This is a genomic window from Bacillus cereus group sp. BfR-BA-01316, from assembly GCF_022664195.1.
Classification (GTDB): domain Bacteria; phylum Bacillota; class Bacilli; order Bacillales; family Bacillaceae_G; genus Bacillus_A.
The window spans coordinates 1-26,411 of the sequence record NZ_JAKUGX010000043.1; the positions used below are offsets into that span (position 1 = coordinate 1).

Sequence of the window (26,411 nt, forward strand, 5' to 3'; positions counted from 1 at the left end):
TCCTCTACCTCCGCAACCTCTGCTGCTTCCTCAGATTCTTCTACCTCCGCAACCTCTGCTGCTTCCTCAGGTTCTTCTAACTCCGCAACCTCTGCTGCTTCCTCAGATTCTTCTAACTCCGCAACTTCTTCTGCTTCCTCAGATTCTTCTAACTCCGCAACTTCTTCTGCTTCCTCAGGTTCTTCTAACTCCGCAACTTCTTCTGCTTCCTTAGATTCTTCTTCAAAAGCATCTGGTATTTCTATAGTAATTGTTTCTTCAAGCTTTTCATCTGCTTTTACAATCACTACATCTTCTAAGGATCCTTCTTCGACTTGATTTGCTGCAACTTCAGCAACAGTTTCTTCTATTTCTGTATTACATTCATTTTCTTCTGTTAATATCGAATACACATGCTCTACTTTAGAATCTATTGACTCTTCTTGTAAAGTTTCTTCGTTATCTTCTGTAGATGATAACGCCACTACATCTTGCTCCTGCTTCAAGGCTTGTACAATTGTAGCCTCTTCTTCCACATGCTGTCCTACTGTTTTATGAAGCAATTCATCACTCTGGCTTTCTTCTAATGAAGGGGCTTGACGTTCAACTTCGTAACCGTTTTTCTCTAACCATGCATCCACAACCGATTTTTCTTCTACTTTATTACTTCGTTCGTTCACTTCATTCTTAACAGATGAACTCCCTTGTAGAACTCCCGAAAAGTCGGATAATGTATATCCCTTTTTCTCTAACCATGCGTCAACAACTGCTTTTCCTTCAACGGATATTTCAAGATCTTCTCTTTCTTTTTCTTCCTCCTGCACAACCTTCGTTTCTACTGAAGGACGGTTATATCCATAAATCGGAGAAATCATTTCTGTTGGACGAAATGGTCTACGGTTACTTTCTTGCGACGGTACGAATGCTTTTTTTACGACAGGCTCTGGTTCCGGTTCATATTGCAATTCCGGTTCCTCATATGTAGGTGCTTCTGTTTCCACATACGGTCGTCTGCTTCTTTCCACTTTTATTCCTCTTTGAGTAGGCTGTTCTTCATATGCTCCTCTTTGAATAGGTTGTTCTTCAAAGTTAGGTAGTTCTCTTACATTCTCCTCATCGAAGCCATTATCTGGTATTAATGGAAAACGGCATTTCCCTGCATTCCGACTTGCCATTTGTGCTTCTCTTGCTTCAGTGTAGTGGTTTACACGAAGAATTTTCGGCTGACTTTCAATTTGCTTTGGTACTTCTTTATTTATCGCTGTTTTTTCTTCCTCTTTGTTAAACAGCTTTTTCATCCAATCTAACATGCTTACCACTCTTTCTACTAAATAGTAACATCCTTTATTGTATCAGCATTCAGCAAAAAGTGCAGGTAAAATTAAGCATATTAACTTTATCCATAATATTCTAATTTACGAGTATTTTGTATATAGAAAAAAGCAGCCTTCCATATAAGACTGCAGTTTAAGCTTTATTTTTCCGATATTCATCTACACTATCCGTCACGCTTTGTAATAAAGAATTTACATACTGTGGGTCAGATAATTTTTTGTCTTCTTCTGGGTTTGACATAAATCCGAGTTCTAATAGTACTCCAGGTACTTTCGACCAATTAAATCCAGAAAGGTCATCTCGAAATTTAATTCCATTTACTTTCACCTGATGATTTCCCCTCATTTTGTTTACAATTGTTTGGGAGACTTGAAGACTTTCAGCATAGATTTCTTTCGTATATTGATTTCCTTCTGCTGGCGTCAATACAGCGAACCCACTTTGGTTTGGATTTTCAGAACCGTCCGCGTGAAGACGTAAAAATAAATTCGCCTTATGATCATTCGCGAATGTCGCTCGTTCCTTATTACTTATATCAACCTCATGTGACGTTCTCGTCATCAATACTTGTATACCTTTTGCTTCCAGTTTTTCTTTCAATATAAAAGCCATCTCTAATACAAGAACTGATTCCCTCTTTTTCGTTACAACTCCCGCTGTTCCGTCTGTTACTTTATATTTTTGCGTAGTTGCTCCTGGACCAATTGGCTCTAAATTTAAATTCGCTTTTTGTTGATGCCCTGGATCAATAACGACGAGAAACTTTTCTTGTTTCTCCTTACTCTCTACTTTTTGTTCATTATTTTGTACGGGCTGTTCAGTTGTCTGCGCCGGCGGGATTTCCTCTGTCTTTTCTTTGGCCGACACTTCCTCCTGCTTAAGTTCGGCTTGCTCACTCGTTTGAATTGCTTGCGGTTCTTCTTTCTTTTCTTGTTCTTCTTGCTGCTTTTCTACCGGTGCGTCTTCTTTTTTATCGTTGTTTTTTTCTTGTACAGAAGATGTTGTTTCTTTTTTCGGTTGTTCTTGTGAACAACCTCCCATATATATTCCAATGACTGCAATAGCACACATTATTTTTATATACTTCATTTTTCTCTCCTATCACTTTGCACCGGGCTCAAAACATTTTCTTACAGTATTTTTATAATATCATCCATATTCCCGATATAAATCGGTTGCCACGTTTCCGTACCGCGCTCAGCTGTATAAACAGGGTAAGTATCTTCATCTACATTAACGAAAACAGGATCTCCCATATCCGTTTCATATCCGATAACAATCCATCCTTCTTGCCATTTTCCGCTTTCATTGCTTATTAATGAATTTTTATGTTTATCATATCGGTAACCGATTTGCCCTTTTTCTAATTCAATTTCACTAAACACATATATTTCATAGGAACCTAACTCGATATCTTGCTGTTTTGAAGTTTCAATTCGTTTCAGAAGTTCTGCAATTTTTGGTTGTTGTTTCATACGTCTATCCCCTTCTTTTTTCTAAATTTTACCTAATCTATTTTAAAAATACAATATAGATTTTGAGAGAAAACGTTACAATGCTAGGAATTTCGCACAAAAAAATAGCCTCACGTATGCGAGACTACTTTTCTAATATCAATTAAAATTTAAATTCTTGTCCAACTTCAAAGCTATCTTCTAATACAAGAATACCTTTTTCTTGTGGAGCATCTGGAAGCTCTAATTCACGTGCAGAGCAGATCATTCCAGAAGAAGGAACACCGCGAAGCTCAGCAGGTTTAATTAACATACCGCTTGGCATTACAGCACCAATTTTCGCAACGACAACTTTTTGTCCTGCATCAACGTTCGGTGCACCACATACGATTTGTAATGTTTCTGTACCGATTTCTACTGTACAAATGTTTAATTTATCAGCGTTTGGATGCTTCTCTTTTTCAGCTACATAGCCTACAACAAATTTCGGCGTGAAATCAGCTTCTACTTTTTCTTCAAAGCCATTCTTCGCTAAAATGTCGTTAATTTTTTCAACAAACTCTTTCGTTAATGTAACGTTTCCGTTGTCTGTTACTTCTACATAAGAAGACGCATTAAAGATGTTGAATCCTCCTGTTACGTTGCTTTCACGATCATAAACGCGAGCAACATCTCCTTTACGGTCAAATGTACGGTTTTCTAAAGTAATATCTTGTAAGGTAACAATTAAAGTGTCACCAATTCCTTCAAGGTTGTAAAAAACGTTCACTTCGTTCATCCTTTCTCTTTTTCATCTGTCTTCTTCCGATTCTTCGCTAAAATAAAGATTGGCTCGAAGTCCCCATCTTCATATACGAATGAAAGTGATGTAATCGGAACATGCCCTTCGGCAAAAAATTTCATTGTCATTTGTGCAATAATATCATAACCGATTTCGTTGACGATATCAGCAATAATTAATACATCTTGGTGAGGAACAGCAACAACCATGTCACCAGAAATCTTTTCACGCATCGATTGTAGTAACGATTCGTTTAAAATACGAGTCGCATCATACCCATCATTTGTGTTTAAAAAGTAGAATGTATTACCAGCTACTGTTTCTTGTTTAAATTCATAACCTAATGAGCGAGCGTTGAATAATGCCATTTCACGCACTTGCTGCTCTGTAAGTTCTAATTTTTGTAATAGACGCTCATCAATTAGTCGATACGTTTTATTAGAATCGAGCGCATAATAAATACGTGTTTCCGCCGTATGGTCCGTCATAATAAACGGATTTCCTTCTTCTGATTGTTTCGGGAAAGAAGTAGAGCGAATAACAGGTAAAATTTTCGCCGTGCTATTTTCTTCTTTATGCATTGCAATTAGCGCTTCTTGTACGTAATAAGCGACCTCTTCAATCGCTTTTTCTTTGTTCACTTCCCATTTTGCCACTACTCCTGGAAGTGATACGTTAATACCTTTTTTCGAGTCTGTTTGTTCAATACGAAGAACTTCTTTCTCGCTATCATAATGAAAGCCCCATTCTGGTCGAGATAATTTCTTCATTAACTCGTCTTTCATCTTTTTACTTGTCATTTTCATCTCTTTTTCCTCCCTTCCAAAAAAATAACCTCCCCCGCGAAGGTAGAGGTTGTTTTTACAATTCAATTGGCTAATTGTCTTATTTTAAACCTTCAATAAACTCTTCGATTTGCTCTTGTGTTTTACGATCTTTATTTACATAGCGTCCAGTTTCTTCACCTTTATTGTACGCTACAAAGCTTGGAATGCCAAATACGTCTACCTTCACGCATAGATCAATAAACTCATCACGATCTACATAGTAAAATGAGAAATCACTATACTTCTCTTCTACTTCTGGCATAAATGGATCAACGAAACGGCAATCTGGGCACCATTCTGCTGAGAACATGAAGACTACATTCTCTTCATTTTTTAATTCTTGGAATTGTTCCATGCTTTCTAATGATTTCATCTATATTTCCTCCTCTAATGAGTGCACCTTTTCACACTATAATCTTTTCTTTATACTACCATACATCGCGCATGGTGCAAGGTTTATGCTTGCTTTTCATCATACTTATATTGCCCAACAAGTAACTTAACAACGTGTACAAATAATTCCGTTCGGTCGACATAATCATCTGTAAAAATACCGATAGCACCTTCGTGACTACGAATATCTTTTCGCTCTACAAACTCTTCCATCACTTCACTTAGCTCTTTTCCTTCTTCAAGCGGTGCTAAAAAATCGTCTGGTAACTTAATACGTGCCCCGCCCGCAACAAATGTTTTACCGTCAATCGTCGCTAAAGCACCCCAGTTACACATAAATAACCCATGCTCCGTTTTCATCACGCCGCCTTCAAGTCCAATGCCAATTTGCGCTTCTCCTTCTTGTAATGCTCGCTTCGCCCTATTAATCGCTCCTTGCATCGTCTCTTCATCTGAAAATGGTTGTGCCGATACTCCCGACGGAACAGAAAGAGACATAACCGTAACATCTTTCCAAACCTTCTCCACAGCCCCAACCTTCGTCTTATTCCTCGATCCAACTACTACCTTCATTTCATTCACCTCTACAAAAATTCACACTCAAATTCCTTCTACATTCAAACTTTTCACTTTCACAACTTCGGGCCTCGAACGTTAAAATAGATCGTACTCACTATCTATTCGGAGTGAGCAACAATTAAGCACTAACCGCTACCACATATCACTGAGTCATCTATTCAACAAAAAAAAGAAAGTAACTTTCCACAATATGTCCGGCCTCGAACATAAGAGCAGCCTTCATCTATCTTTCTCCCCCGAGGTTTATACACCGCTCGAGCAACAATTAAGCACTGACCGCTACCACATATCGCTGGGTCATCTATTCAACAAAAAAAGAGCTTTTCTAAAATCATTCCCGGCCTCGAACACAAAAACAGCCTTCCTCTCGCTTCCTATCCGGGGTTTAAATACATCGCTCGAGCACCATTTAGGCACTAACCGCCACCACATATCACTGGGTCATCTATTCAACCTAAAAAAAGAAGAGTTTTTCACCCCTCCTCTTTACGCGTTATTCTTAATCGTCTCTAACGTCGTCTTATCCGTTGCTCTCACAAGCTTCGTAATTAATTCCTTCGCTGCCGCATAATCATCAACATGTAAAATAGAAGCATGTGTATGAATGTAGCGTGCACAAACACCAATTACTGCTGATGGGATACCAGAGTTACTTGTATGCACACGGCCCGCATCTGTACCACCTTGTGAAATAAAGTATTGGTACGGAATGTTATGTGTTTCTGCTGTATCTAAAATAAATTCACGCATTCCTCTATGTGTTACCATTGTACGGTCATAAATACGAAGAAGCGCTCCTTTTCCTAATTGACCGAACTGCGTCTTATCACCAGATGCATCATTTGCTGGACTTGCATCAAGCGCATAGAAAATATCTGGTTGAATCATATTTGCAGCAGTTTGTGCTCCGCGAAGACCTACTTCTTCTTGTACAGTCGCACCAGAGTATAATGTGTTTGGTAATGTTTCATCTTTTAATTCTTTTAGCAATTCGATAGCAAGGCCACATCCGTAACGGTTGTCCCAAGCTTTCGCCATAATTTTCTTTTCATTTGCCATTGGCGTGAATGGGCAGATTGGAACGATTTGTTGCCCTGGCTTTATGCCAATTTCAATCGCATCTTCATAGCTATCTGCACCTATATCAATTAACATATTTTTTATATCCATCGGTTTTGCACGCTGCGCATCACTTAATAAATGCGGAGGAATTGAACCAACAACCCCAATAACAGGACCATTCTTCGTCATAACTTGTACACGCTGAGCTAATAGCACTTGGCTCCACCAGCCACCTAACGTTTGAAAACGAAGCATCCCATTTTTCGTAATTTGCGTAACCATGAAACCTACTTCATCCATATGACCTGCTACAAGAACGCGCGGGCCAGTTTCGTCCCCTTTTTTCAGGCCAAATACGCTCCCTAAACCGTCTTGCACAATCTCATCAGCATATTTGCTTAATTCTTGCTTCATAAAACGGCGCACATCATGTTCAAAACCTGATGCACCTTGTAATTCTGTTAACGTACGAAATAATTGTAATGTCTCTTTATTCACGAAGTCCCCTTCTTTCAAACCTTAGTAGAATACCTCTTTTATTGTAACGAAATTTTCGAAATGTTTCTAGTTTCTTCTTTTTTAGTAGCATTTGCATTATAATTATTATTGGTACACTATTTTTATTTTACAGAATTGAGGTGAATATATGAGCTGGAAAGGTTTAGTCACAGGTCTTGGCGTTGGATTCGCAGCTGGTTATTTCGTTGCAAACAAAGTACAAGAACAATCCCATATTTCTTCAGAAAAAGCATTAAAAATGGTGAAACAAGCATTAAGTCATAAAGGTGAAATTACTGGCTCTTGGGTACATATGGTTCCAGAGACATTTGAAAAATATGATGTCGCGTACGAAGTTTATCGCGGCGGTCTTACAACGATGTTAGATGAAATACAAGAACGATTTGAATTTTTAGTTGATGCTAAAACAGGTACTGTTTTAGAGGTTATAGCAGCATAAAAAGAGGTTTCCCATTAGGTGAACCTCTTTTCTTTTTGAGAATTACCAACAAAAGCTGATAATAACAGCAATACATAATAAGTGGAGATTGTTCCAATAAATATTTTTGGACACCCTCCTCTTATTAATATTAAGCTTCTATATTTGTTTTTCTCTCTATCTTTTCCACTATATGCCCTTCCTCATTCCACTTTACTGCACGGTAATATGCATCATGATAAAAAGTAAACCACGCCTCTTTTTCAGCACCATACTTCATCCACTTTTGTTTATGTTCAATCGATGTCATCGGATAATCATCGTATGCCATTACCCATAATACATTTTGATGTGCATGCGTCGGTAAAATATCCGCTAAATGAAGCATCGTTTCACCCTGACTTTCAAGACTGACAACGGCATGTCCATCGCTATGACCACCCGTATGCACCATCTTTATTTCATCCGTAATTTCTATTTCCTGCTGAAAAGTAACAATCTTATCAACGATTGGCTCCCAATTTTCCTTCCAATATGTATTACGCGATCTAACATTCGGATTTTTCATTTCATTCCATTCAGTCTCACTTACATAAATCGTTGCGTTCGGAAACGCCGGAACAAGGTGATTTCCCTCCCATTTTGTTAAACCAGATGCATGGTCAAAATGAAGATGCGTCATTAAGACGTAATGAATATCTTCAGCATGCAGTCCCAGCTTTTCTAAAGATTCCTTAACTGATGATTCTTCTGTTACACCTTGATTCCGCTTCATTTTCTCATTCAATTTACCGTTCCCTATCCCTGAATCAATAAGCATGTTTCCTTCTTTCGTTTGTAAGAGTAACGGATCTGTTCGTAAATAAATATGATTTGTATCATTATGTTTATATTTGCGTGACCAAAGTACTTTTGGCACAACTCCAAACATCGCGCCTCCATCTAAATGTGTATTCCCACCTTTTAGCCACGTCACTTTTATATTTCCAATTTGTAACTGTTCCATATCCCATCCCCCTTTTCTATTTAATTTTAACATAATATTCCGATTATTTTTCATATAAAAAACCTATGCATTACTGCATAGGCTCCGTACGATATTTTGCTTCAACTCGGTAAATACGATGACCTTTACTAGAGAATTTCTCTTCGTATTCTGTCATAATGTTTCCTTCATAATCACTATTATGAAGATCTAGGCTAAGGTAAGTTAATAACATACCATACTCAGCCATACTCATAAGAGAATATTCAAATAATCCTTGGTTATCAGTTTTGAAATGAATTTCTCCGCCATCTACTAACACTTCTTCATAATTGCGTAAAAATGTTTTATACGTTAAACGACGCTTCGTATGACGATTCTTCGGCCATGGATCTGAGAAGTTTAAATAAACGCGGTCAATTTCACCTTTCGCAAAGAAAACTGTTAAATCTTCAGCATCTTTATTAATTAACTTTAAGTTTGGTACTTCTTCTTCAATTAATTTATCAAGTGCATCTACAACAACACTTGTGAATTTTTCAATTCCAATATAGTTTATATGCGGATTTGCTTTTGCCATATCATACATAAAGCGGCCACGTCCTGTACCTACTTCAATATGAATTGGCTGTTCATTTCCAAATACTTCTTTCCAGTTACCAGCGCGCTCCTCTGGGCTCCCAATTACGATATGTGAATACTCATTAATTCGATCCATTGCATAAGGCTTATGTCTTAAACGCATAGATGTCTCCCTCTCTTTACAAAACTATTTCAAAGGAAAAATTCCTTCTTTCTGTTTTAATCAATCTATCAAGCAAAAAACCAAGTACGTACGAGCACTCGGTCCGTTTCTTTCAAGTATAAGATGTACCATTTTGATAAAAACTACATAAAGCATTAAACGAAACTCCGATGTTTCGTTAGCCAATGATTAACTACTCCATGACGAGCAGCTTCTTCTCTTACATGTTCCAAAGAGAACAACAATCGAAAGGATGATCCGTTCATGCCAATTAATCAACAGCATCAATTAGAAGTGTTAAAAGATATTTTAATCAATCATCAAAGTGATTGCTGCGGGACAGTTTCTGAATGCGAGCAATTAGAGCGACTCATTCAATCGTTACTCGCAAACGATAGTATAAGTAGTGACACTAAAGCAATGCTAAACGATGTATATTCTTATAGTCAATCGGGTAAATATTCCTCTAATTTGGACAACCATATTTCCAATAATCAAGAACAACTTACTCAGTGGATTGCTGGAATGGACAATTTTTCTTAAGTATTATTCTGAAGCAAGTAGTTGCTGTAAATATTGGTGCCAATATTTAGCTTCTGCTTGCTGCTTTTTTGTTGTGTGCCATTGAATAGATAAAATCGTTTGTGCTATCACATACCATCTCATACGCCTAAGCAATGATTCATCTAGTTCAACCTCATAATATCCGAGCCACTCACTCCATTCATGGCGCGGAACATACCAATATAATAACATACCAAGATCCAGAGCTGGGTCAGCAATAACAGCTCCATCCCAATCAATTAAAAACAATTCATCTTCATCCGACAATATCCAATTGTTATGGTTTACATCACAATGGCATACAACGAATTCATTGTACTCAATATCTTTTAATGACTCAGTTAAATATTGAAGACCTTGCTGAATTGTTTCATCAACTCTTATATCTCCTCTTAAAACGAGCTGTAATTGTTGTAATAGCTCTTGCCCATGAAGCGGCTGCTTTCCTAGCCTTTGAATCATCTGCACAAGCGCTTTAGAGGAGTGTATTTTCTTCAAAAGTTTCGCAACACGTTCTAGTTTCATATCCTCTGGCTCTAACTTCTGTCCCGGAAGCCATTTTTGAGCAGAAATTACATCACCGTTCGTTACCCTTCTTGTCCAAAGTAATTTTGGAACAATTCCTTCTGCTGACAATACCGCTAAAAAGGGCGATGTATTCCGCTTTAAAAATAACTTTTGTTGTCCGTTTTGCGCAATATATGCATCGCCCGTTACTCCACCAGCTGGTATAAGACTCCACTCTTTTCCTAATAATTGTTCCAACCATTCCATATTCATTACCCGTTAACAAATCCTTATCTTTTATAGTATGAAAAGAAAAACCGCAACATTTCTACACATGTTGTGGATTCATATATTTTACTGTATTTGAATGAAAAAAACTTGGCATAAGCCGAAAACAGGATAAATCACCTGTTCTTCTAGTTTATTTTACAAAATCACTCATATAATGACAACTTATCAAAATCGTCACCTTTGTCAATTCTACATTTATTACATTCTCATCGTCAAGTAGCGATTTGTCACATTATCGTCAATATATACGTGCTAATTGGAGCCAATTGAAGTTCCTTTCCTCTAAATGAAGAAATTGGCTCTATTTTCGCTTGCTTTTCGTTTACTAACACATGCCACGTTTCTTCTTTTGGCAGCTGCACCGTTTTAGCTTCCAAACCGCTATTAAATAAAACTACAATCTCTTTCCACGGCCCAAATAATTCTACATGTTGCAGGTGATATGCCAGTACTTCTGTAGATGTTTGCAAAAAAGTCATATGCTTTTTTATAAGGTCTGCATTTTGTAATCGGAATGCCCCATGCCCTTTGCGAATCGCAATTAACCCTTTTATATAGTTAACAGTCTCCATCTCTTTCTCTTTTTGATCCCAATCTAATTGATTAATTTCATCATTTGCATTATAGCTATTTTCATTTCCTTGCTTCGTACGATAAAACTCTTGCCCCGCATGTAAGAAAGGAATCCCTTGTGAAAGAATAACCATTGCAGTTGCTAAACGATGACGCCTTTTCAAAATTTCTTCTGATTCTGGATTACTTTGCACTAGTTTATCCCACATCGTCATATTGTCATGACATTCTACATAGTTGATGCTTTGTACTGGCTCTAGGAACAATCCTGTTTCTTTCATACTTAAAAGGCTACCAGCTACTATATACTGCAAATGATTACAGTCTACATGCCCACCAAATGCAAAGCCACGTTTATTTATATTAAAAGTACTTCCTTTTATTCCATCACGAAATTGATCATTAAACTGTGCGATACATGGCATTTTATTCGCATTATTTAACGTCGCTTTCTCTTCAAGAGGAAGCGGTGTTTGCAAATCCCATCCTTCACCTAATAACAGCGCATCCTGCTTTATTTTTCGTACTTCCATTTCTACCTCGTTCATCGTTTCAACATCTAAAATGCCCATTAAATCAAATCGGAATCCATCAACATTGTATTCAGTAAGCCAATATACAACAGATTCTATAATAAATTTCCTCATCATTTTCCGTTCAGATGCTATATCATTTCCAACTCCCGTCCCATTAGAAGGCATGCCATCTTTACCGTGACGGAAATAATACCCAGGCACCAATTTTTCAAATGAAGATGTTTCTCTTTCAAATACGTGGTTATATACAACATCTACCACAACTCGGATGCCGTGCGTATGAAATGTTTCAATAACCTGTTTACACTCTGATATTCTGTTATACGGGTCAGAAAGGTTTGTAGCATAAAATCCTGTTGGCGCATTGTAATATAATGGATTGTAACCCCAATTATATGCGGAGGAAGGGTTCGCCTCATCTATGCCACCGAAACAAAATAAAGGCAATAGTTCAACATGTGTAACACCTAAATCTTTTATATGAGACAATCCCGTTAACGTCCCATTTCGTCCCGTTGTCTCCTCTTCCATCAATCCTTTATATGTTCCCTTTTTATTCACTCCACTGTTTGGGTGAATAGTAGCATCACGAATATGCAGTTCATACAATATGGCATCTGTCATTGACTGTAATGGTGGTAATTGCTTTCGTTTTGTTACATTCGTCTTTTCCAAATCGATAACAACGCCGTATTTCCCATTTACAGTCACTGACTTTGCGTATGGATCCACCGCTTCATTCCATATTAAATTAATACAAACAAGAAATGTATAGTGTGCTCCGTCTAAATTACCTTGTAATATATGAATCCAAACTCCATTTTCTTCCCTGTACATTTCATGATCGATATATTCTTTATCACTTTTATAAATTCTTACTTTCGCAAGCCTCGCAGTTGGAGCCCACACTTTAAATGTTGTTGCTTCTTTTTGATACACAGCACCTAAATCTGTACCTTCGTAATAATACTTCTCATCGAAGGTTGTTGTTCGAATCACAGCACCTATTTGTAAATCTGTTTCTTCGTTCCGTTCATCTCGTACTGTATAATACTTCCCCACATCTAGCGGCTCTTCTATAAAGCACTCATACTTCGTTGCATCCGGAAGCGCGATAGTATGAGCAATCGGTAAATCTTTCACATTGTTTCCTTCTTGTAAACGAAATTTCCGACTTGTTCCATACGCATGTGGGAGCAAAATTGTAATTTTATTCATTTCATCTAAATAAGCATCAAATGGACGTTTTACTTTCAACATAAAAAAATCACCATCATTCTCAAAGTTAAAATAAAGTGAATCCTTAATCAGTGGAGGTCATCCCCACTGATTATTAGCCCCCACCAATCGGGCTTTTATGGGATAAAACGAGCTGCAAATAATAAGGCTTTTCTTATCAGCAAGACTCTATACAGTAACTCCATTATTCTCTATAGTATATTCACCTGTATAAAAAACGTTTTCATACATTCTATTTTTGTAATTTTATTTCAGCAATCGATTTATATTTCGGCGTTTCCTTCATTTGAGATTCGTATAAAGTAATCGTATCCGCTTGAAATGATATTTCAGGCACTTCTTTTATATTTTCCAAATCAAACTTTTCTTCTCCTACCCATTTACGTGCAACGGTAATATGTGGATGATACGGGCGTGTTTCTAGGGAAAATTCATTTTCTTCACAAATAGTATGCACTTGCTTTTGTAACTGAAACAAATCGTGATTCTCACTTACCTTCGCCCAAAAAATACGCGGCTCGTCTTCCCTACCAAACGTTGAAAATCCTTGTAACGTGAAAGATAGTTCTTTTGTTTCTGTAAGTGTTTGTAATCCATTCTTTATTCCTTCTAATTGTTCCTCTGTCGCACTTCCTAAAAATGAAAGTGTAATATGATAGTCTTCTTCATGTACCCACGAGCGAAATGGTAATTCATCCTTCATGTCCTCTTTATAATTAAAGAGCACTTCTTTTATATGATTTGGTAAAGTAATTGCGACAAAATAATGCGGCACCATCTACATCGTCCCCTTTATGTTATTGTTGCTTTTCTTTCTTATCTCATTCAGCTAAAAAGAAGCGAACCGTCCAAAAAGTCTAACCTTTGAATAGATTTATTTTCTTATTAAGTTAAGATCGCAATAGTAAATGAAATTATATCGACGCAAATTGAAATATATCGACTTAACAACAAAATACGACAATAAAAGCAACCTATTCCTAACAGAAAACCGTCCCAAAATATCTTTTGGGACGGCCTCTCATTATTTCGCTAATTCATGAATTGCTTGCGCATAAATCGCTGTTGCTTTTAATAAATCTTCAATTTCAATGTACTCGTCTTTTTGATGCGCAAGTTCTTCTTTTCCTGGGAATAACGGGCCAAATGCAACGCCAGCTTTCAATGAACGAGCATAAGTACCACCGCCGATTGCTAACAATTCAGCTTTTTCACCTGTTTGTTCTTCATATACGCGTTGCAAAGTACGAATTAACGTATGATCTTTATCAACATGATGCGGGCGGGAGTTAGAATAATCCGCTACTTCAAATCCGTGAGTACCAACATATTCTTTTAACTTTGCAATCGTTTCTTCAAAGTTAGTCGTAACTGGATAGCGCACATTTAATCCTAAATTACCACCGTTTTCTTGCGAATAAGACAGGCGACCAAGATTCACTGTTAACGGGCCGCTAATATCGTCTTTATAAGAAATACCAGCTTTTTCTCCTAAAATATCTCCTGTAAATGTTTCTGTTACAAACGATGCAAATGAAGCCCCTTTTCCACCAAGAGAAACTTTCGTTAAGCAGTTTGCCAATAATAAACCTGCATTTTCTCCCTTTTCTGGGGTAGATCCGTGAGCTGAAATCCCTTTGATTTGCAACGTCAACGTATTTCCTTCTACAATTGCTTTACCTATTTTTTTAGCAGTTTGTAAATACTCTTCATATGCTACTGTAAGTGCATTTACATCTTCTCCTGTAATAACCGCTTCTGCAAAATCAGGAACCATATTTAAACGACGACCTGACTCAAATGAAATAAGCTTAAATGTACCTTCTTTCTCTTCGCCACCACTTTGCACAACTTGTATGTCAGAAATTCCTTTTTCCGCATTAATAATTGGAAAATCTGCATCCGGCGCAAAACCGATTGTTGGCATTTCTTCATTTTTAAAATAATGATCTACACACTTCCAATTACTTTCCTCATCTGTTCCTAAAATCATACGAACACGTTTTGAAAGAGGTAAGCCTAATTCTTTAACGATTTTCATCGCATAATAAGCTGCCATCGTCGGCCCTTTATCATCAATTGCACCGCGTGCAAAAATCTTCCCGTCGCGAATATCCGCACTATACGCAGGAGTTGTCCAGCCATCTCCTTCTGGTACAACATCAACGTGACAAAGAATACCTACTAATTCTTCTCCTTGTCCCATTTCAAGATGACCTGCATATCCTTCTAAATTTTTAGAAGCGAAACCTTCTGTTTCTCCTTTATGTAACATGAAAGATAAGGCTTTTTCTACACCTTCACCGAATGGTGCGCCCTCTTTCTCAGATTCTTCTTCCCATACACTTTTAATTTGTAAAAATTGTTGTGTATCACGAATTAAATCATCTTTTCGTTTTGTAACTTCTTCTGTCCAATTAATCGTTGACATCACGCATCCATCCTTCTTTTATATTCTCTCTTTCATCATAGCAAACGAAAATATCTTATGCCATACATGAAAACCCAATAACAAACAATTGTAATATTTCAGATATTTCTTATTAGTTTTTCTTTTATTTTCTCAAAAAAATTTGCAGGAATTTGGCGTTTTACGTAGAAATTTATGAGTTAGTTGACTGACCAAATATACAATGTCAACTACCAATATTTTTCTATATGAATATTTGTTAAACTTTTGTAAAATTTAAGTAGATTAAAGCATGAATTTTATCATGTAGAGTACAATGGTAGTAACGACCTTCTTTCCTGAATGGGGTCAAAAAAACTAGTAGAGGAGTGGTTTTCTCTTGAAACCTACAACTACTCGTATGCTAACACGCATTAAATCAATTTATATGTACATCAATGAAAACGGAACGGTAACGACGAAAGACCTTGTAGATGAGTTCGGGATCACACCGCGAACGATACAACGTGATCTAAATGTGTTGCAGTTTAATGAACTCGTGTATAGCCCCTGCCGCGGTAAGTGGACAACAACAGGAAAGAAAGTGAGAATGACCTCATAACAAAAAAATAATTGTATGTAAATAAATACATACCCCTTTCTAACTCATTAGAAAGGGGTCTTTTCTATACTTTGAAATTGGCGTTACTTTTCGTTATCTACTTGATACGTCTTTAACATTTCTACTTCTTCATCTGTTAATTCACGATATTGCCCAAGTTCTAACTCTTCATCTAACACTAAAGGTCCCATCTCTGTTCTCTTTAAATATACTACTTTTTTCCCTACCGCTTCAAACATACGCTTCACTTGATGGAATTTTCCTTCTGTAATAACAAGCTCAATTTCGGAAATATCATCACTTTTTAAAATTGTAAGTTCGCCTGGCTTCGTTTCATAGCCATCTTCTAAAATAACACCTTTAGCGAATTCTATTACATCCTCTTCCGTTACAACGCCTGAAATGTGTGCATAATATTTTTTCGGCACATGCTTTTTCGGAGATAATAGTTGATGCGTTAACTTCCCATCATTTGTGATTAATAAGAAACCTTCTGTATCAATATCGAGCCTTCCAACAGGGAATGGATCGAAAATCGCATCTTCTAATTCTAATAAATCTATTACTGTTTCGTGGTTATCATCTTCTGTCGCTGAAATAACACCTTGTGGTTTATGCATCATTAAATAAACAAACTCTTTATATTCCACAACTTCACCGTGAATCATAACCTCTTGCTCTTCTACATTCACATGAAACTTCGCATCTTTCACTGGCGTTCCATCAATTTTCACAACGCCATCTTTCAATAATTTCTTTACTTCTTTTCTACTTCCGTGTCCCATATTCGCTAATAATTTATCTAATCTCATGTTCTTCACCTTCTTTATTTATCATAGAAAAGGGGACGTATTTACGCCCCTTTTGATTTCAACTTTATTTTGAATCTACTACCAAGTTTACGCTGGATTTTCTCTAAAGCTTCTCCGCCAAATACTCTTTCTAGTACTCCCGTGCGAATCGCTAACAATCCGTAAACAAGACCACCAATACCTGCACAAATCGCAACTGTAATAAGAGCACCAATACGGCCATCAGGCGAAATCATGAAGGATAGAAGCCATTGTGATAGTTTTACAGCAATAACCATTACAAGTGTTAAGACTGCAATTTGGAATGTTCTCTTATATACAACACCAAATGAATAGTGTGCGTGTTTTTTGATTTGTCTATTCGTATACCATACGGAAGCCAAGAAGCCGACTGCAGTAGCCAAAATTGCCCCAACTGTACCGAAATAACGAATAAAGATTACGTTACATATAAATTTCAAAATAATACCCATCACAAGCGCAATAACCGCATGTTTCTGCTGGTTAATCCCTTGCAGAATTGCTGCTGTTACTGTGAATAAAGCGAATAACAATGCAACTGGCGCATACCACATTAGTACTTGTCCACCTAGTGGATCTGAATCGTAGAAAGCAGTGTAAATTGGATATGCAAGTGTAGAAATACCGATAACTGCTGGCAATGTTAAAAACATATTCGCCTGGAATGTTTGTGTAATTTGTAATTTCAAATAACGGTATTGCTTTTCAGTAAACGACTTTGTAATCGCTGGCACGAGCGTTAAACTAAACGCTGTTGCAAGTGATACCGGAATCATAATTAATTTATGCGTCCACATCGTGAAAATACCGAGTGCTCGCTCTGCGATATCTCCTTGACCAATCGCCTGCATAATAGAGTTAAATGTCAACGTATCAATTTGTTGATATAAAGGAATTGTTAATCCAATTACAACGTAAGGAATTGCATATGCAAACAACTCTTTAAACAATTGAACGGTACTTACCGTCGATTCTGGTACAGTTTGCTCAATTAAATATTGATCCAAATATTTTTTACGTTTTAACCAGTACCAAATTAATACGCCAAGTGCTCCAACTGCTGAAACGAACGCAGCAAATGTAGCAACCCCAACTGCCGTTGCTACTGTACCGCCAAGTACTTTAATAACGATGAAACTACCCGCTAATAAAAAGACGATACGAATAATTTGCTCAATAATTTGTGAAACCGTAGTCGGTCCCATCGATTGGTGGCCTTGGAAATAACCACGAATCAAACTTGCTGCCGGCACAACAATAAGCGCAAAACTTACGAGGCGAATAATCATCGTAACTTCTTCTATCTTATTTTGTAAACTTTGTTTACCAAGCATTGCTTCTGCAAATAATGGTGCGGTCATGTATAGTACTAAGAAGGAAAGAACTCCCGTTACTATCATCATAACCATTCCCGAGCGGAACATTCTCCGGCTCGTTTTATAATCTCCAAGTGCATTATATTTGGAAACAAACTTCGAAACAGCAAGCGGCACTCCTGCCGTTGCGATACTTAAAAATATCGTATATGGAATGTATCCATATGTATAGAGCGTTCCGCCTTCTGTGCCTACTAATGCATGAAACGGAAAGACGTAAATCATGCCTAAGAACTTTACTAAAAATGTCCCTAACGTCACAATAAGCGTTCCGCGCAGAAATTTTGAATCGGACATACAAAAATCCTCCTACATTTACATAAAGTGAAACTATAACTAGCGGGAGATTTCACTCCTACTGATTATTAGTTGAACCATTCGAGCATTTACGAGCAAGTGACCCCTCTCCCCTTCTGCTAAAGCTGGAGATCGTAGTCTTATTGCCCACAAATAGCAGGATAGTACTGAACTCTAACTTTTGTATTGTACCACAATTCTCCTCTTAAGCAGTACTTCACTCTATTTTTCTTTTAAGGGAAAACATGCTATTCTTTTAGGCAGGAAATGTAGAAAATGAGGTCGATATATTATGCATTATGATGTTATTGTCATCGGCGGCGGTCCTTCAGGGCTAATGGCTGCAATCGGTGCTGCTGAAGAAGGCGCAAGCGTCTTACTTCTTGATAAAGGAAATAAACTAGGACGTAAACTTGCGATTTCTGGTGGTGGTCGTTGTAACGTAACGAACCGTCTACCACTTGATGAAATCGTTAAACATATACCTGGAAATGGTCGTTTCTTATACAGTGCTTTTTCTATTTTCAGTAATGAAGATATTATTACATTCTTCGAAAATCTCGGTGTAAAACTGAAAGAAGAGGATCATGGCCGCATGTTCCCAGTATCAAATAAAGCGCAATCTGTTGTAGATGCACTGTTAACACGATTAAAAGACTTAGGTGTGAAAATACGTACGAATACGCCTGTTGAAACGATTGAATATGAAAACGGTCAAACGAAGGCTGTTATTCTGCAAACAGGTGAAGTGTTAGAAACGAATCACGTCGTTATCGCTGTTGGCGGAAAATCTGTTCCTCAAACTGGTTCTACTGGAGACGGATACGCTTGGGCTGAAAAAGCTGGGCATACAATTACAGAACTTTTCCCAACAGAAGTACCAATTCTTTCAAACGAACCGTTTATTCGTGACCGCACATTACAAGGTCTTGCTTTACGAGATGTAAACTTAAGTGTATTAAACCCGAAAGGAAAAGTTATCATTTCTCATAAAATGGACATGCTCTTCACTCACTTCGGCCTATCTGGTCCTGCTGCTCTTCGCTGTAGCCAATTCGTTGTGAAAGCGATGAAAAAGTTTAAAACGAACACAGTGCACATGAGTATCGATGCATTGCCAAAAGAAAATAGTGAGCAACTGTTCCAGCGCATGCTGAAACAAATGAAAGAAGATCCGAAAAAAGGAATTAAAAACGTTTTAAAAGGCTATGTTCCTGAACGTTACTTCCTATTCTTATTAGAAAAAAATGAAATTGACGGTAGCGAACAAGCTGGACAAGTTTCTCATGAGAAGATTCGTGCACTTGTGAAAGACTTTAAAGAATTTACCGTTCATGTAAATGGTACGCAGTCACTTGAAAAAGCATTCGTTACTGGCGGAGGCGTATCCGTTAAAGAAATTAATCCGAAAGAAATGGCTTCGAAATTCACGAATGGTTTATACTTCTGCGGAGAAGTTCTTGATATTCACGGTTATACTGGCGGCTATAACATTACATCTGCCCTTGTTACTGGCCGAATTGCCGGAACAACAGCTGGACAAAATGCGAAAATGCAATATTAAAGAAGAAACAGGGACTCCTGTTTCTTTTTTTAGTATGTTGGAATAGCAAAGCAGTACACGAAATTATATCGGCGATACTTTAAATATATCGACCGTTTCTTCAAAAATATCCCTTCCTCCTAACTTCCCATTGCTTTTTTGTTGCTTTATATACCTTAGTACCTTTATATTTTATATTGTTGAATATTCGAAAAAGGGTAAGGGGAAAACAAATGAGAAAAAAAGTCATGATTTCTTTAATGCTAATGACGTTTCTTTCTGCGGTAGAAGGAACGATTGTTAGTACAGCGATCCCTCGTATAACGAGTGATTTGTCAGGCGTCGAACTTGTTAGTTGGGTATATGCAATCTATATGCTTGCAACAGCTGTTTCGACTCCAATATACGGAAAGCTAGCTGATTTATTCGGCCGTAAAAAAGTTCTGCTCATCGGAGCAACAATCTTCTTAATCGGTTCTGCACTTTGCGGAGTCGTTACATCAATGGAACAATTAATCTTCTTCCGTGCTCTTCAAGGTATAGGGGCTGGTGCTGTTATGCCGATCACAATGACGATTATTGGAGACCTATATAGCGAAGCGAAAGACCGTGCGAAAGCACAAGGCTGGATGAGTGCCGTTTGGGGTGTATCTGGTGTTATAGGGCCGTTAGTTGGTGGATTTTTAGTTGATTCCCTTTCTTGGCGCTATATTTTCTTCTTAAACGTTCCTTTTGGAATTATCGCTTGCTTAATGTTTGCCACTTCTTATAAGGAATCTGTTAAGTCCGCCGCTAAGCAACATATCGACTATCTTGGTGCGACAGTCTTCTCATTAAGTACAATTGCTTTACTATACGCATTATTAACAGGTAGCAGTAAGCAAAACTGGGGAGACATTTCAATTATCGGCCTATTAATCTTTGCCGCTGTTTCATTCATTATTTTCTTATACATCGAGAAAAAATCTCCGGAACCATTAATTCCGCTAGCACTTTTCTCTAACCGTACATTATCTACAATAAACATACTAACACTTATTGCTGGCGCAATGATTATTAGTATTACAGTGTATCTTCCAATTTGGAGCCAAGGTGTTTTAGGAAAAAATGCGACAGAGGCTGGACTCATTTTAATGCCGATTCCTGTTATGTGGACATTCGGTGCTATGTTCTCCGGTAACTTAGTTGGCAAGTTACAAACGAAACAAATTATTTTACTTGGAGCTAGCATTTTATCAGTTGCTACTTTCTTATTATTTACATTATCAACAGATTCACCATCATTCCTTATTTATGTTGCAGTCGGATTATTCGGCTTAGGAATGGGGCTTATTACACCAATTTACATGGTAACAATTCAAGCAGCTGTACCGGCCCATACGCGCGGAACGGCAGTTGGTTTAAACACATTTATTAATACATTTAGTCAAACACTAGGAGCTGCAATCTTCGGAACGATCTTCAATACGATGATTCATGCACGTGGCATTAAAAACCTTGATCTTGTTTCTTCTGGCGGACATGGAGGAGCTACAGCAAACGTAGCAACCGAGTCTCAAGACGCATTAGCATCAAGTGTACACGTCATTTATATGAGCACTTTCGGATTAGCGGTATTCACATTAATTATTGCTTGGCTCTTATTAAAGCCAGCTAAACAAACAAGTGAACAATAAAAAGAGGATGACCATTTTGGTCATCCTCTTTGCATAAAATCTACTCTTCATTCTCCACAATATGTTTAAGCACGGACAATTTATTATCCCAAAATCGTTCATAGTACGAGAGCCACTGCTGTAATTCCTCTAATGGTTCTGGATGCAAACGATATATCTTCTCTCTTCCGCTCTTTCTTCCACTCACTAAATTCGCTTCTGAAAGAATATGAAGATGCTTTACAACTGCAGTACGGCTCATCGGAAAATGATCCGTTATTTTTGAAATTGGTAACTCTTTATCACTTAATAACCGTAACACTTCTCGGCGGGTTGGATCAGCAATTGCTTGAAATACATCATATTTCGCTGCTGACGAGGACACTTAGCCTTCGACAACCTTTTTCAGTTTTTCATTTACAATCGCTACCCAGCCGCCATTCATTCTATCGCGAATAATAGAGCTCTTCGCATTCGCTTTCGGAAGAATTTCATCAGGATGTTTCCAGCCGCCGTGAATTAACGTAAATTCTGTTTTATTATCTCCTAAGTCTTTCAAATCAAATGAAACAATCCAACCATCTGTATCCCATGAGAAAGATAAATGATTTGGCTCATCAATCTCTAACACCTTACATGGTGATGGCCCAAATGGTGATTGCACATGAAACTCATGTTCTACCTCTAATTCGAAATCATTTGGCATAAACCATGACGCAATTCCTTCTGCAGTTGATACTACATTCCATACTTTTTGAATAGACGCGTTAAAAACGATTGTTTGTTTAATATCATTTAATGTATTTTGTTGTTCCATTTTATATCTCCTTTATTCGGCATCAAAATATAACACCTTTTAGTTTCACGTTAACAATATAACACCTTTTGGTTTCATGTCAAGAAAGGCTCTTTTTCACTGTTGAGAAATTCTCAACATTTTTTCAACAGGACAAACACCCTTTCAGCATTCCTTCATAATATACTCACAAAGGCAATGAAAAACAGAAAATTCTCTCAACACGAAACTCCATCAATCATATTGAGAGAAGCGCCTAACTTATCTCATCTGTACTTCGTCTCTCCTCCTTCCCTCGGGGACAATACGCGAGATATGTAAAGATCAGAAGGAGTGTGCCCACCATTTGGGTGGTAGTTATTTCTCTTCTCCTCAATATTTCCTTAGAAGTGAAATGACTACCCACTCACTTTTTTAAACAACAATGAAAAGGGGATGAACGCTATGTTCTATTGCATTAACTGTTCTGAAATTCACCATGAAAAACATCCGAATGATAAAGTATTCAAAAATGGTTTTTATATTGATCCATTTTTAGGTGATCGTTATCACCTCGGTATGTGCACTGATGCTCAGGAGCATGAAACAGGAGAAGTTCTTTTAACGGAAAAGAAAACAGGCGCAACACAATCTATTATGAATATTTTACCGACTCATGTTGTCCCAACATAAAGCATAAAAAAGAGCTGGCTCACCCAGCTCTTTTTTATGCTTTATAAACAATCATTGCTGAAAAACAATAAATTTGATTTTCATCATCGTTAATTGAAACACCAACTTGATACTTTATATCTACAAAATTTCCATCATCAATTTTTTTCAAAAATACATTTACAGCGTCTTCTAAGTCTTTTTCATGACTTTCATCAAACACTTTCACACGAATCATGTTAACACCATCCTAGATCGCAGCCCTCCGCCGCTTGTTTATTGCCACGGTGCGTATCTATGATGCGATAAAACTTTCCATCTTCATATATATATCCGTCTTCTAACACATATTGTTTATCTTCAGTATAGACATAAAACTTACCTATCATAAACTTACTCGTATATAATTCTAAATAATCTTGCCTAAATTTAGCTACAACTTTATTTGTAATATCAATTCTAATTGTGCGCCCCACCTTCTCTCCCTCCCTTGCAAAGAACGGATTTAGGTATATTGTATTAGCGATTTTATATTTTATGCTTAAAAATAAGTGGATATGCCTTCTTTCTGCGCCTGTACTATTTTTCTAAAAAAATCCCCCCCTATTTATTCAACTTATAAGAGCAAAAAACAAATAAAAAAACGACTTTTATATATTGACTACATCATATCAGATGTGATATTATATAAAATTTGACATTTTTATCCTCGTATGTTATCATTAAAAGTGGTTACCACATATGGAGGTGGATGATTTGTTTCAAATTGGTGATAAAATCGTTTATCCAATGCACGGTGCAGGAATCATCGAAGCAATTGAAGAGAAAGAAATATTAGGCACTACGCGTCAATATTGTGTTATACGCATAATTAGTAAAGATATGCAAGTAATGCTTCCGATGAATCAATTACAAAAATCAGGTATACGTTATATCGTCGATAAAGGTACGTTAGATGGTATACTTCTTGAATTTCATCATGGGGAATCAGACCCCTCACTCTCTTGGAAACAAAGATATACAATGAATATGGAAAAAATGAAGAACGGCAATCTTCAAGATAGTGCAGAAGTTGTTCGTGATTTACTTCGTCGCAATAAAGAAAGAGCATTAAATGCGAGCGAAAAACAAATGCTAGATAATGCGCGTAAAATGGTTATTAGTGAAGTTGCACTTGTACAGAATGTTTCAGAACATCAAGCAACAGAATTTCTTCAAGATACAATCAATCATTAATTTTAAAAATAGCCGACCGCTATTTTTTTTGCGTAAAAAAGGCCAAAGAGTTAAATCTCTTTGGCCTTTCATATTACCCACGCCCCGCTTGAAACGATGGGTATAAAGTCATTCCACCATCTGCAAATAACGTAATTCCGGTTACGTAACTTGCCTCTGCTGAAGCGAGCCACGTTGCTACTGCTGCGATTTCTTCGGGCTTCCCAATGTACCCCATCGGAATCATACTTTCTACGTCAGCCCGCTGTTTTGGATCAGCAAACTTTTCAGCATTAATTGGCGTATTAATTGCACCTGGTCCAATATTATTTACTCGAATACCTTTTGGCGCATATTCTAACGCTAACGTTTCTGTCATAAGTTTAATACCGCCTTTACTTGCTGCATAGTGCACGAATAATGGCCACGGAATTTTCTCATGAACACTAGACATATTAATGACAGATCCTTTAATATTGTGTTCCACAAAATATTTAATCGCTTCTCGACTTCCTAAAAAAGCACCTGTTAAATTTGTATGAATTACTTTATTCCAATCCTCTAACGGCATTTCATGCGATGGTACCGCATTTTCTATCCCTGCATTATTAATCATAACGTCGAGCGTACCAAATTCTTTAACAGCAGATTGAATGAGATTCACAACATCTGCCTCGGCCGTGACATCACCTTTTACAGCAATCGCTTCTCCGCCTACTTTTTTAATTTCTTCTAGCACATCATTTGCTTCTGACTCTCGTGAGCGATAGTTAATAACAACTTTTGCTTTCTCCTTAGCAAACCTTACTCCCATCGCTCTTCCGAGACCAGTTGCTGATCCTGTAATAACGACGACTTTTCCTTCTAAATCACTATACATTTTAATACCTCCTTATCCTTTTGCAATCCCTAACATAATTCCGGCTGCGATAATAAAAACGATACCAACAACAATACCTGTTAATTGACGTTTCGTTTTCTTTTCACCTAATATAAGAATCCCGCCAAGCGTCGAAATAATAATTCCCATTTGTGAAAGGGAAAAGCTTGTTGCGACCCCAACTCTTGGCTGCGAAATGAATAAAAACATATTTCCAGCTGCCCAAATCAATCCTGGAAGAATATTTCGAATCGCATATTTATTGAATGGATGATGTTTAAATGTGAGTAAAATCCCGCCTAATACCATACCAACTGCTTGTGGTAATAAAGCCGACCAACCATCTACGTTAAATAGCCTAATAACTACTACGTAAACTAAATAACCGACTGTTGAAATTAATAAAATTATGATGCCCCTTTTAAAACTTGCTGCTTGCTCTGCATTTTTTTCTTCTTCACTTTGAAGTGATGTTAAAATAACACCGATAATAATACAAACGAGCGCCAAAACTCCAAGGACGACCGATATCGTCGTTGACCATTCATGAAACACGATAACCCCAAATAATGTTGTCGCGACTAATTGAAGCCCTGTTGAAATCGGCATCGTTCTGGAAACACCCATTAAATCAATACTTTTTAATTGATTCGCTTGACCAAGTGCCCAAAATAAGCCGGATACAATTCCAACTCCAATAACGGTCGGAGTTAATACCGGCTTCATAAAAATATAAACAACAATTGAGAAGATAAGTGCACCGAACGTTGTACCGAGCGTTTGACTATACGGTCCCCCGCCCAGTTTCACGTTAAATAGCACAATACTCCCCCAAAATATAGCTGGTAAAATCGCTAAAAGTATATCCATCGCTCATTACCTTTCTCTACAAAATGTCATAGGTTACCGCTCTAAATCATTAGAGTGAGCTTTTATTTTTTCGTTTTTTCGTGCACAAATCTTTTCTACAATAGCACCAGAAACATTCTTTTCTCGTTCCACCTTCTTTATCTTTATGTGATCTAAATTGTCTTCCAAAGTAAGTGTAACTTTGTCATTCGGCGGATTATGTGCCCCTTGAAATGTAAGAAATTGTATCTTAACTTCAAACCTAGGAACAAACTCATCTTTCTTGCCTAGACGCTTTATATTTGTAACTGAGTCACATTCATATTGATCTTCTGTCACTTGCCTTATAACTGAGTAATACCGATTCAGTAACGCACTTTCTAAAAGCTGTTCCTTCGATTCTTTTGCCCAAGAAGAGCTTGGAGAAGAGAAGAAAACAGAACAGATCATTGCAATCATTACACATATCTTTTTCATAACTTCCTCCTTTTCCTATAAGATAGTGTTCTCCAAAATGC

29 protein-coding genes and 1 pseudogene are annotated in these 26,411 nt (G+C 37.3%); 7 read left to right on the forward strand and 23 right to left on the reverse strand.

Features of this window, described 5'->3' with window-relative positions; translation table 11 throughout:
* The 8 genes and pseudogenes from MR071_RS23055 to MR071_RS23090 all read right to left on the reverse strand — a co-directional run.
* A pseudogene (locus MR071_RS23055) lies at window positions 1-1,289 on the reverse strand (DNA translocase FtsK); the annotation flags it as partial.
* Window positions 1,290-1,446: 157 nt separating this feature from the next.
* The gene (locus MR071_RS23060) at window positions 1,447-2,403 is read right to left on the reverse strand and encodes an N-acetylmuramoyl-L-alanine amidase (RefSeq protein WP_105586015.1); all 957 of its coding nucleotides are present in this window, start codon (window positions 2,401-2,403) and stop codon (window positions 1,447-1,449) included.
* A 41-nt stretch (window positions 2,404-2,444) separates the two neighbouring features.
* The gene (locus tag MR071_RS23065) at window positions 2,445-2,789 is read right to left on the reverse strand and encodes a thiamine transporter (protein ID WP_105586014.1); all 345 of its coding nucleotides are present in this window, start codon (window positions 2,787-2,789) and stop codon (window positions 2,445-2,447) included.
* 142 nt (window positions 2,790-2,931) lie between these two features.
* A complete protein-coding gene (gene ytpR / locus MR071_RS23070; RefSeq protein WP_070145159.1) occupies window positions 2,932-3,546 on the reverse strand; it encodes a YtpR family tRNA-binding protein in 615 nt (204 codons plus the stop codon).
* On the reverse strand, window positions 3,543-4,355 hold the full coding sequence (locus MR071_RS23075; RefSeq protein ID WP_105586013.1) for a DUF1444 domain-containing protein: 813 nt from the start codon (window positions 4,353-4,355) through the stop codon (window positions 3,543-3,545). Before MR071_RS23075 ends, ytpR begins: the two co-directional genes overlap by 4 nt.
* A gap of 79 nt (window positions 4,356-4,434) precedes the next feature.
* Window positions 4,435-4,749, reverse strand: coding sequence for a thioredoxin family protein (locus MR071_RS23080; RefSeq protein ID WP_002015619.1), 315 nt, complete (start codon window positions 4,747-4,749; stop codon window positions 4,435-4,437).
* 83 nt (window positions 4,750-4,832) lie between these two features.
* The gene (locus MR071_RS23085; protein WP_105586012.1) at window positions 4,833-5,342 is read right to left on the reverse strand and encodes a DUF84 family protein; all 510 of its coding nucleotides are present in this window, start codon (window positions 5,340-5,342) and stop codon (window positions 4,833-4,835) included.
* Window positions 5,343-5,834: 492 nt separating this feature from the next.
* Window positions 5,835-6,908 carry a M42 family metallopeptidase gene (locus MR071_RS23090; protein ID WP_002123132.1) on the reverse strand — a complete coding sequence of 358 codons (1,074 nt, stop codon included), beginning with the start codon at window positions 6,906-6,908 and terminating at the stop codon, window positions 5,835-5,837.
* A gap of 148 nt (window positions 6,909-7,056) precedes the next feature.
* On the opposite strand from MR071_RS23090, the gene MR071_RS23095 reads away from it, so the two are divergent.
* On the forward strand, window positions 7,057-7,368 hold the full coding sequence (locus MR071_RS23095; RefSeq protein WP_002112333.1) for a PepSY domain-containing protein: 312 nt from the start codon (window positions 7,057-7,059) through the stop codon (window positions 7,366-7,368).
* 130 nt (window positions 7,369-7,498) lie between these two features.
* Here the strand turns inward: MR071_RS23095 and MR071_RS23100 are convergent, their stop codons facing one another.
* Together MR071_RS23100 and trmB are read right to left on the reverse strand one after the other, a co-directional pair.
* On the reverse strand, window positions 7,499-8,353 hold the full coding sequence (locus MR071_RS23100) for a YtnP family quorum-quenching lactonase (protein ID WP_105586011.1): 855 nt from the start codon (window positions 8,351-8,353) through the stop codon (window positions 7,499-7,501).
* A gap of 70 nt (window positions 8,354-8,423) precedes the next feature.
* Window positions 8,424-9,077, reverse strand: coding sequence for a tRNA (guanosine(46)-N7)-methyltransferase TrmB (gene trmB, locus MR071_RS23105; RefSeq protein WP_105586010.1), 654 nt, complete (start codon window positions 9,075-9,077; stop codon window positions 8,424-8,426).
* Window positions 9,078-9,341: 264 nt separating this feature from the next.
* Between trmB and MR071_RS23110 the strand changes: the two genes are divergently transcribed.
* Complete coding sequence (locus MR071_RS23110; RefSeq protein WP_105586009.1) at window positions 9,342-9,620, forward strand: YtzH-like family protein; 279 nt, start codon at window positions 9,342-9,344, stop codon at window positions 9,618-9,620.
* A gap of 3 nt (window positions 9,621-9,623) precedes the next feature.
* Here MR071_RS23110 and MR071_RS23115 read toward each other — a convergent pair whose 3' ends face one another.
* From MR071_RS23115 to pepV, 4 genes are all read right to left on the reverse strand, one after another.
* Window positions 9,624-10,421, reverse strand: a complete 798-nt coding sequence (locus MR071_RS23115) for a phosphotransferase family protein (RefSeq protein WP_105586008.1) — start codon at window positions 10,419-10,421, stop codon at window positions 9,624-9,626.
* Between the two features lie 245 nt (window positions 10,422-10,666).
* Window positions 10,667-12,808 (reverse strand): type I pullulanase, encoded by a 2,142-nt coding sequence (gene pulA, locus MR071_RS23120; protein ID WP_105586007.1) that lies wholly within the window; start codon window positions 12,806-12,808, stop codon window positions 10,667-10,669.
* 211 nt (window positions 12,809-13,019) lie between these two features.
* Entirely contained in the window at window positions 13,020-13,565 is a 546-nt protein-coding gene (thpR, locus tag MR071_RS23125; RefSeq protein WP_105586006.1) for an RNA 2',3'-cyclic phosphodiesterase, read from the reverse strand.
* 246 nt (window positions 13,566-13,811) lie between these two features.
* Window positions 13,812-15,218: a dipeptidase PepV gene (gene pepV, locus MR071_RS23130; RefSeq protein ID WP_242238101.1), complete on the reverse strand. Its 1,407-nt coding sequence runs from the start codon at window positions 15,216-15,218 to the stop codon at window positions 13,812-13,814.
* A gap of 358 nt (window positions 15,219-15,576) precedes the next feature.
* Here pepV and MR071_RS23135 point away from each other — a divergent pair, with 358 nt between their 5' ends.
* A complete protein-coding gene (locus tag MR071_RS23135; protein WP_000805512.1) occupies window positions 15,577-15,798 on the forward strand; it encodes a DeoR family transcriptional regulator in 222 nt (73 codons plus the stop codon).
* An 83-nt stretch (window positions 15,799-15,881) separates the two neighbouring features.
* On the opposite strand, the gene MR071_RS23140 is transcribed toward MR071_RS23135, so the two are convergent.
* Entirely contained in the window at window positions 15,882-16,610 is a 729-nt protein-coding gene (locus tag MR071_RS23140; RefSeq protein WP_002123145.1) for a pseudouridine synthase, read from the reverse strand.
* 41 nt (window positions 16,611-16,651) lie between these two features.
* The gene (locus MR071_RS23145; protein ID WP_105586004.1) at window positions 16,652-18,304 is read right to left on the reverse strand and encodes a putative polysaccharide biosynthesis protein; all 1,653 of its coding nucleotides are present in this window, start codon (window positions 18,302-18,304) and stop codon (window positions 16,652-16,654) included.
* A 292-nt stretch (window positions 18,305-18,596) separates the two neighbouring features.
* Here MR071_RS23145 and MR071_RS23150 point away from each other — a divergent pair, with 292 nt between their 5' ends.
* Together MR071_RS23150 and MR071_RS23155 are read left to right on the forward strand one after the other, a co-directional pair.
* Complete coding sequence (locus MR071_RS23150; protein WP_242238102.1) at window positions 18,597-19,868, forward strand: BaiN/RdsA family NAD(P)/FAD-dependent oxidoreductase; 1,272 nt, start codon at window positions 18,597-18,599, stop codon at window positions 19,866-19,868.
* Window positions 19,869-20,080: 212 nt separating this feature from the next.
* On the forward strand, window positions 20,081-21,523 hold the full coding sequence (locus MR071_RS23155; RefSeq protein WP_105586002.1) for an MDR family MFS transporter: 1,443 nt from the start codon (window positions 20,081-20,083) through the stop codon (window positions 21,521-21,523).
* 40 nt (window positions 21,524-21,563) lie between these two features.
* Here the strand turns inward: MR071_RS23155 and MR071_RS23160 are convergent, their stop codons facing one another.
* Window positions 21,564-21,887 (reverse strand): ArsR/SmtB family transcription factor, encoded by a 324-nt coding sequence (locus MR071_RS23160; RefSeq protein ID WP_002015665.1) that lies wholly within the window; start codon window positions 21,885-21,887, stop codon window positions 21,564-21,566.
* Complete coding sequence (locus MR071_RS23165) at window positions 21,888-22,319, reverse strand: SRPBCC family protein (protein ID WP_105586001.1); 432 nt, start codon at window positions 22,317-22,319, stop codon at window positions 21,888-21,890.
* Between the two features lie 423 nt (window positions 22,320-22,742).
* Here MR071_RS23165 and MR071_RS23170 point away from each other — a divergent pair, with 423 nt between their 5' ends.
* Window positions 22,743-22,970: a DUF3973 domain-containing protein gene (locus MR071_RS23170; protein WP_002112352.1), complete on the forward strand. Its 228-nt coding sequence runs from the start codon at window positions 22,743-22,745 to the stop codon at window positions 22,968-22,970.
* A gap of 34 nt (window positions 22,971-23,004) precedes the next feature.
* On the opposite strand, the gene MR071_RS23175 is transcribed toward MR071_RS23170, so the two are convergent.
* Both MR071_RS23175 and MR071_RS23180 read right to left on the reverse strand, forming a co-directional pair.
* Complete coding sequence (locus MR071_RS23175; protein ID WP_000621746.1) at window positions 23,005-23,187, reverse strand: sporulation protein Cse60; 183 nt, start codon at window positions 23,185-23,187, stop codon at window positions 23,005-23,007.
* A gap of 1 nt (window position 23,188) precedes the next feature.
* Entirely contained in the window at window positions 23,189-23,425 is a 237-nt protein-coding gene (locus MR071_RS23180; RefSeq protein ID WP_002089059.1) for a DUF2553 family protein, read from the reverse strand.
* A 265-nt stretch (window positions 23,426-23,690) separates the two neighbouring features.
* Between MR071_RS23180 and MR071_RS23185 the strand changes: the two genes are divergently transcribed.
* Window positions 23,691-24,185: a CarD family transcriptional regulator gene (locus MR071_RS23185; protein ID WP_087947353.1), complete on the forward strand. Its 495-nt coding sequence runs from the start codon at window positions 23,691-23,693 to the stop codon at window positions 24,183-24,185.
* A gap of 73 nt (window positions 24,186-24,258) precedes the next feature.
* Here the strand turns inward: MR071_RS23185 and MR071_RS23190 are convergent, their stop codons facing one another.
* Genes MR071_RS23190 through MR071_RS23200 form a run of 3 tightly spaced genes read right to left on the reverse strand, consistent with a single transcriptional unit; the run spans window position 24,259 to window position 26,370 of the window.
* Complete coding sequence (locus MR071_RS23190) at window positions 24,259-25,044, reverse strand: glucose 1-dehydrogenase (protein ID WP_105585999.1); 786 nt, start codon at window positions 25,042-25,044, stop codon at window positions 24,259-24,261.
* Window positions 25,045-25,056: 12 nt separating this feature from the next.
* Entirely contained in the window at window positions 25,057-25,914 is an 858-nt protein-coding gene (gene glcU, locus MR071_RS23195) for a glucose uptake protein GlcU (protein ID WP_242238103.1), read from the reverse strand.
* Between the two features lie 33 nt (window positions 25,915-25,947).
* Window positions 25,948-26,370 (reverse strand): DUF3888 domain-containing protein, encoded by a 423-nt coding sequence (locus MR071_RS23200; RefSeq protein ID WP_105585997.1) that lies wholly within the window; start codon window positions 26,368-26,370, stop codon window positions 25,948-25,950.
* Between the last annotated feature and the right edge of the window lie 41 nt (window positions 26,371-26,411).

Excerpts from the sequence above, each read along its gene's own strand:
- MR071_RS23060 (WP_105586015.1), bottom strand. The coding sequence starts at position 2,403 with ATGAAGTATATAAAAATAATGTGTGCTATTGCAGTCATTGGAATATAT.
- MR071_RS23065 (WP_105586014.1), bottom strand. The coding sequence starts at position 2,789 with ATGAAACAACAACCAAAAATTGCAGAACTTCTGAAACGAATTGAAACT.
- ytpR (WP_070145159.1), bottom strand. The coding sequence starts at position 3,546 with ATGAACGAAGTGAACGTTTTTTACAACCTTGAAGGAATTGGTGACACT.
- MR071_RS23075 (WP_105586013.1), bottom strand. The coding sequence starts at position 4,355 with ATGAAAATGACAAGTAAAAAGATGAAAGACGAGTTAATGAAGAAATTA.
- MR071_RS23080 (WP_002015619.1), bottom strand. The coding sequence starts at position 4,749 with ATGAAATCATTAGAAAGCATGGAACAATTCCAAGAATTAAAAAATGAA.
- MR071_RS23085 (WP_105586012.1), bottom strand. The coding sequence starts at position 5,342 with ATGAAGGTAGTAGTTGGATCGAGGAATAAGACGAAGGTTGGGGCTGTG.
- MR071_RS23095 (WP_002112333.1), top strand. The coding sequence starts at position 7,057 with ATGAGCTGGAAAGGTTTAGTCACAGGTCTTGGCGTTGGATTCGCAGCT.
- MR071_RS23100 (WP_105586011.1), bottom strand. The coding sequence starts at position 8,353 with ATGGAACAGTTACAAATTGGAAATATAAAAGTGACGTGGCTAAAAGGT.
- trmB (WP_105586010.1), bottom strand. The coding sequence starts at position 9,077 with ATGCGTTTAAGACATAAGCCTTATGCAATGGATCGAATTAATGAGTAT.
- MR071_RS23110 (WP_105586009.1), top strand. The coding sequence starts at position 9,342 with ATGCCAATTAATCAACAGCATCAATTAGAAGTGTTAAAAGATATTTTA.
- MR071_RS23115 (WP_105586008.1), bottom strand. The coding sequence starts at position 10,421 with ATGAATATGGAATGGTTGGAACAATTATTAGGAAAAGAGTGGAGTCTT.
- pulA (WP_105586007.1), bottom strand. The coding sequence starts at position 12,808 with ATGTTGAAAGTAAAACGTCCATTTGATGCTTATTTAGATGAAATGAAT.
- thpR (WP_105586006.1), bottom strand. The coding sequence starts at position 13,565 with ATGGTGCCGCATTATTTTGTCGCAATTACTTTACCAAATCATATAAAA.
- pepV (WP_242238101.1), bottom strand. The coding sequence starts at position 15,218 with ATGTCAACGATTAATTGGACAGAAGAAGTTACAAAACGAAAAGATGAT.
- MR071_RS23140 (WP_002123145.1), bottom strand. The coding sequence starts at position 16,610 with ATGAGATTAGATAAATTATTAGCGAATATGGGACACGGAAGTAGAAAA.
- MR071_RS23145 (WP_105586004.1), bottom strand. The coding sequence starts at position 18,304 with ATGTCCGATTCAAAATTTCTGCGCGGAACGCTTATTGTGACGTTAGGG.
- MR071_RS23150 (WP_242238102.1), top strand. The coding sequence starts at position 18,597 with ATGCATTATGATGTTATTGTCATCGGCGGCGGTCCTTCAGGGCTAATG.
- MR071_RS23155 (WP_105586002.1), top strand. The coding sequence starts at position 20,081 with ATGAGAAAAAAAGTCATGATTTCTTTAATGCTAATGACGTTTCTTTCT.
- MR071_RS23165 (WP_105586001.1), bottom strand. The coding sequence starts at position 22,319 with ATGGAACAACAAAATACATTAAATGATATTAAACAAACAATCGTTTTT.
- MR071_RS23170 (WP_002112352.1), top strand. The coding sequence starts at position 22,743 with ATGTTCTATTGCATTAACTGTTCTGAAATTCACCATGAAAAACATCCG.
- MR071_RS23175 (WP_000621746.1), bottom strand. The coding sequence starts at position 23,187 with ATGATTCGTGTGAAAGTGTTTGATGAAAGTCATGAAAAAGACTTAGAA.
- MR071_RS23185 (WP_087947353.1), top strand. The coding sequence starts at position 23,691 with ATGGAGGTGGATGATTTGTTTCAAATTGGTGATAAAATCGTTTATCCA.
- MR071_RS23190 (WP_105585999.1), bottom strand. The coding sequence starts at position 25,044 with ATGTATAGTGATTTAGAAGGAAAAGTCGTCGTTATTACAGGATCAGCA.
- glcU (WP_242238103.1), bottom strand. The coding sequence starts at position 25,914 with ATGGATATACTTTTAGCGATTTTACCAGCTATATTTTGGGGGAGTATT.
- MR071_RS23200 (WP_105585997.1), bottom strand. The coding sequence starts at position 26,370 with ATGAAAAAGATATGTGTAATGATTGCAATGATCTGTTCTGTTTTCTTC.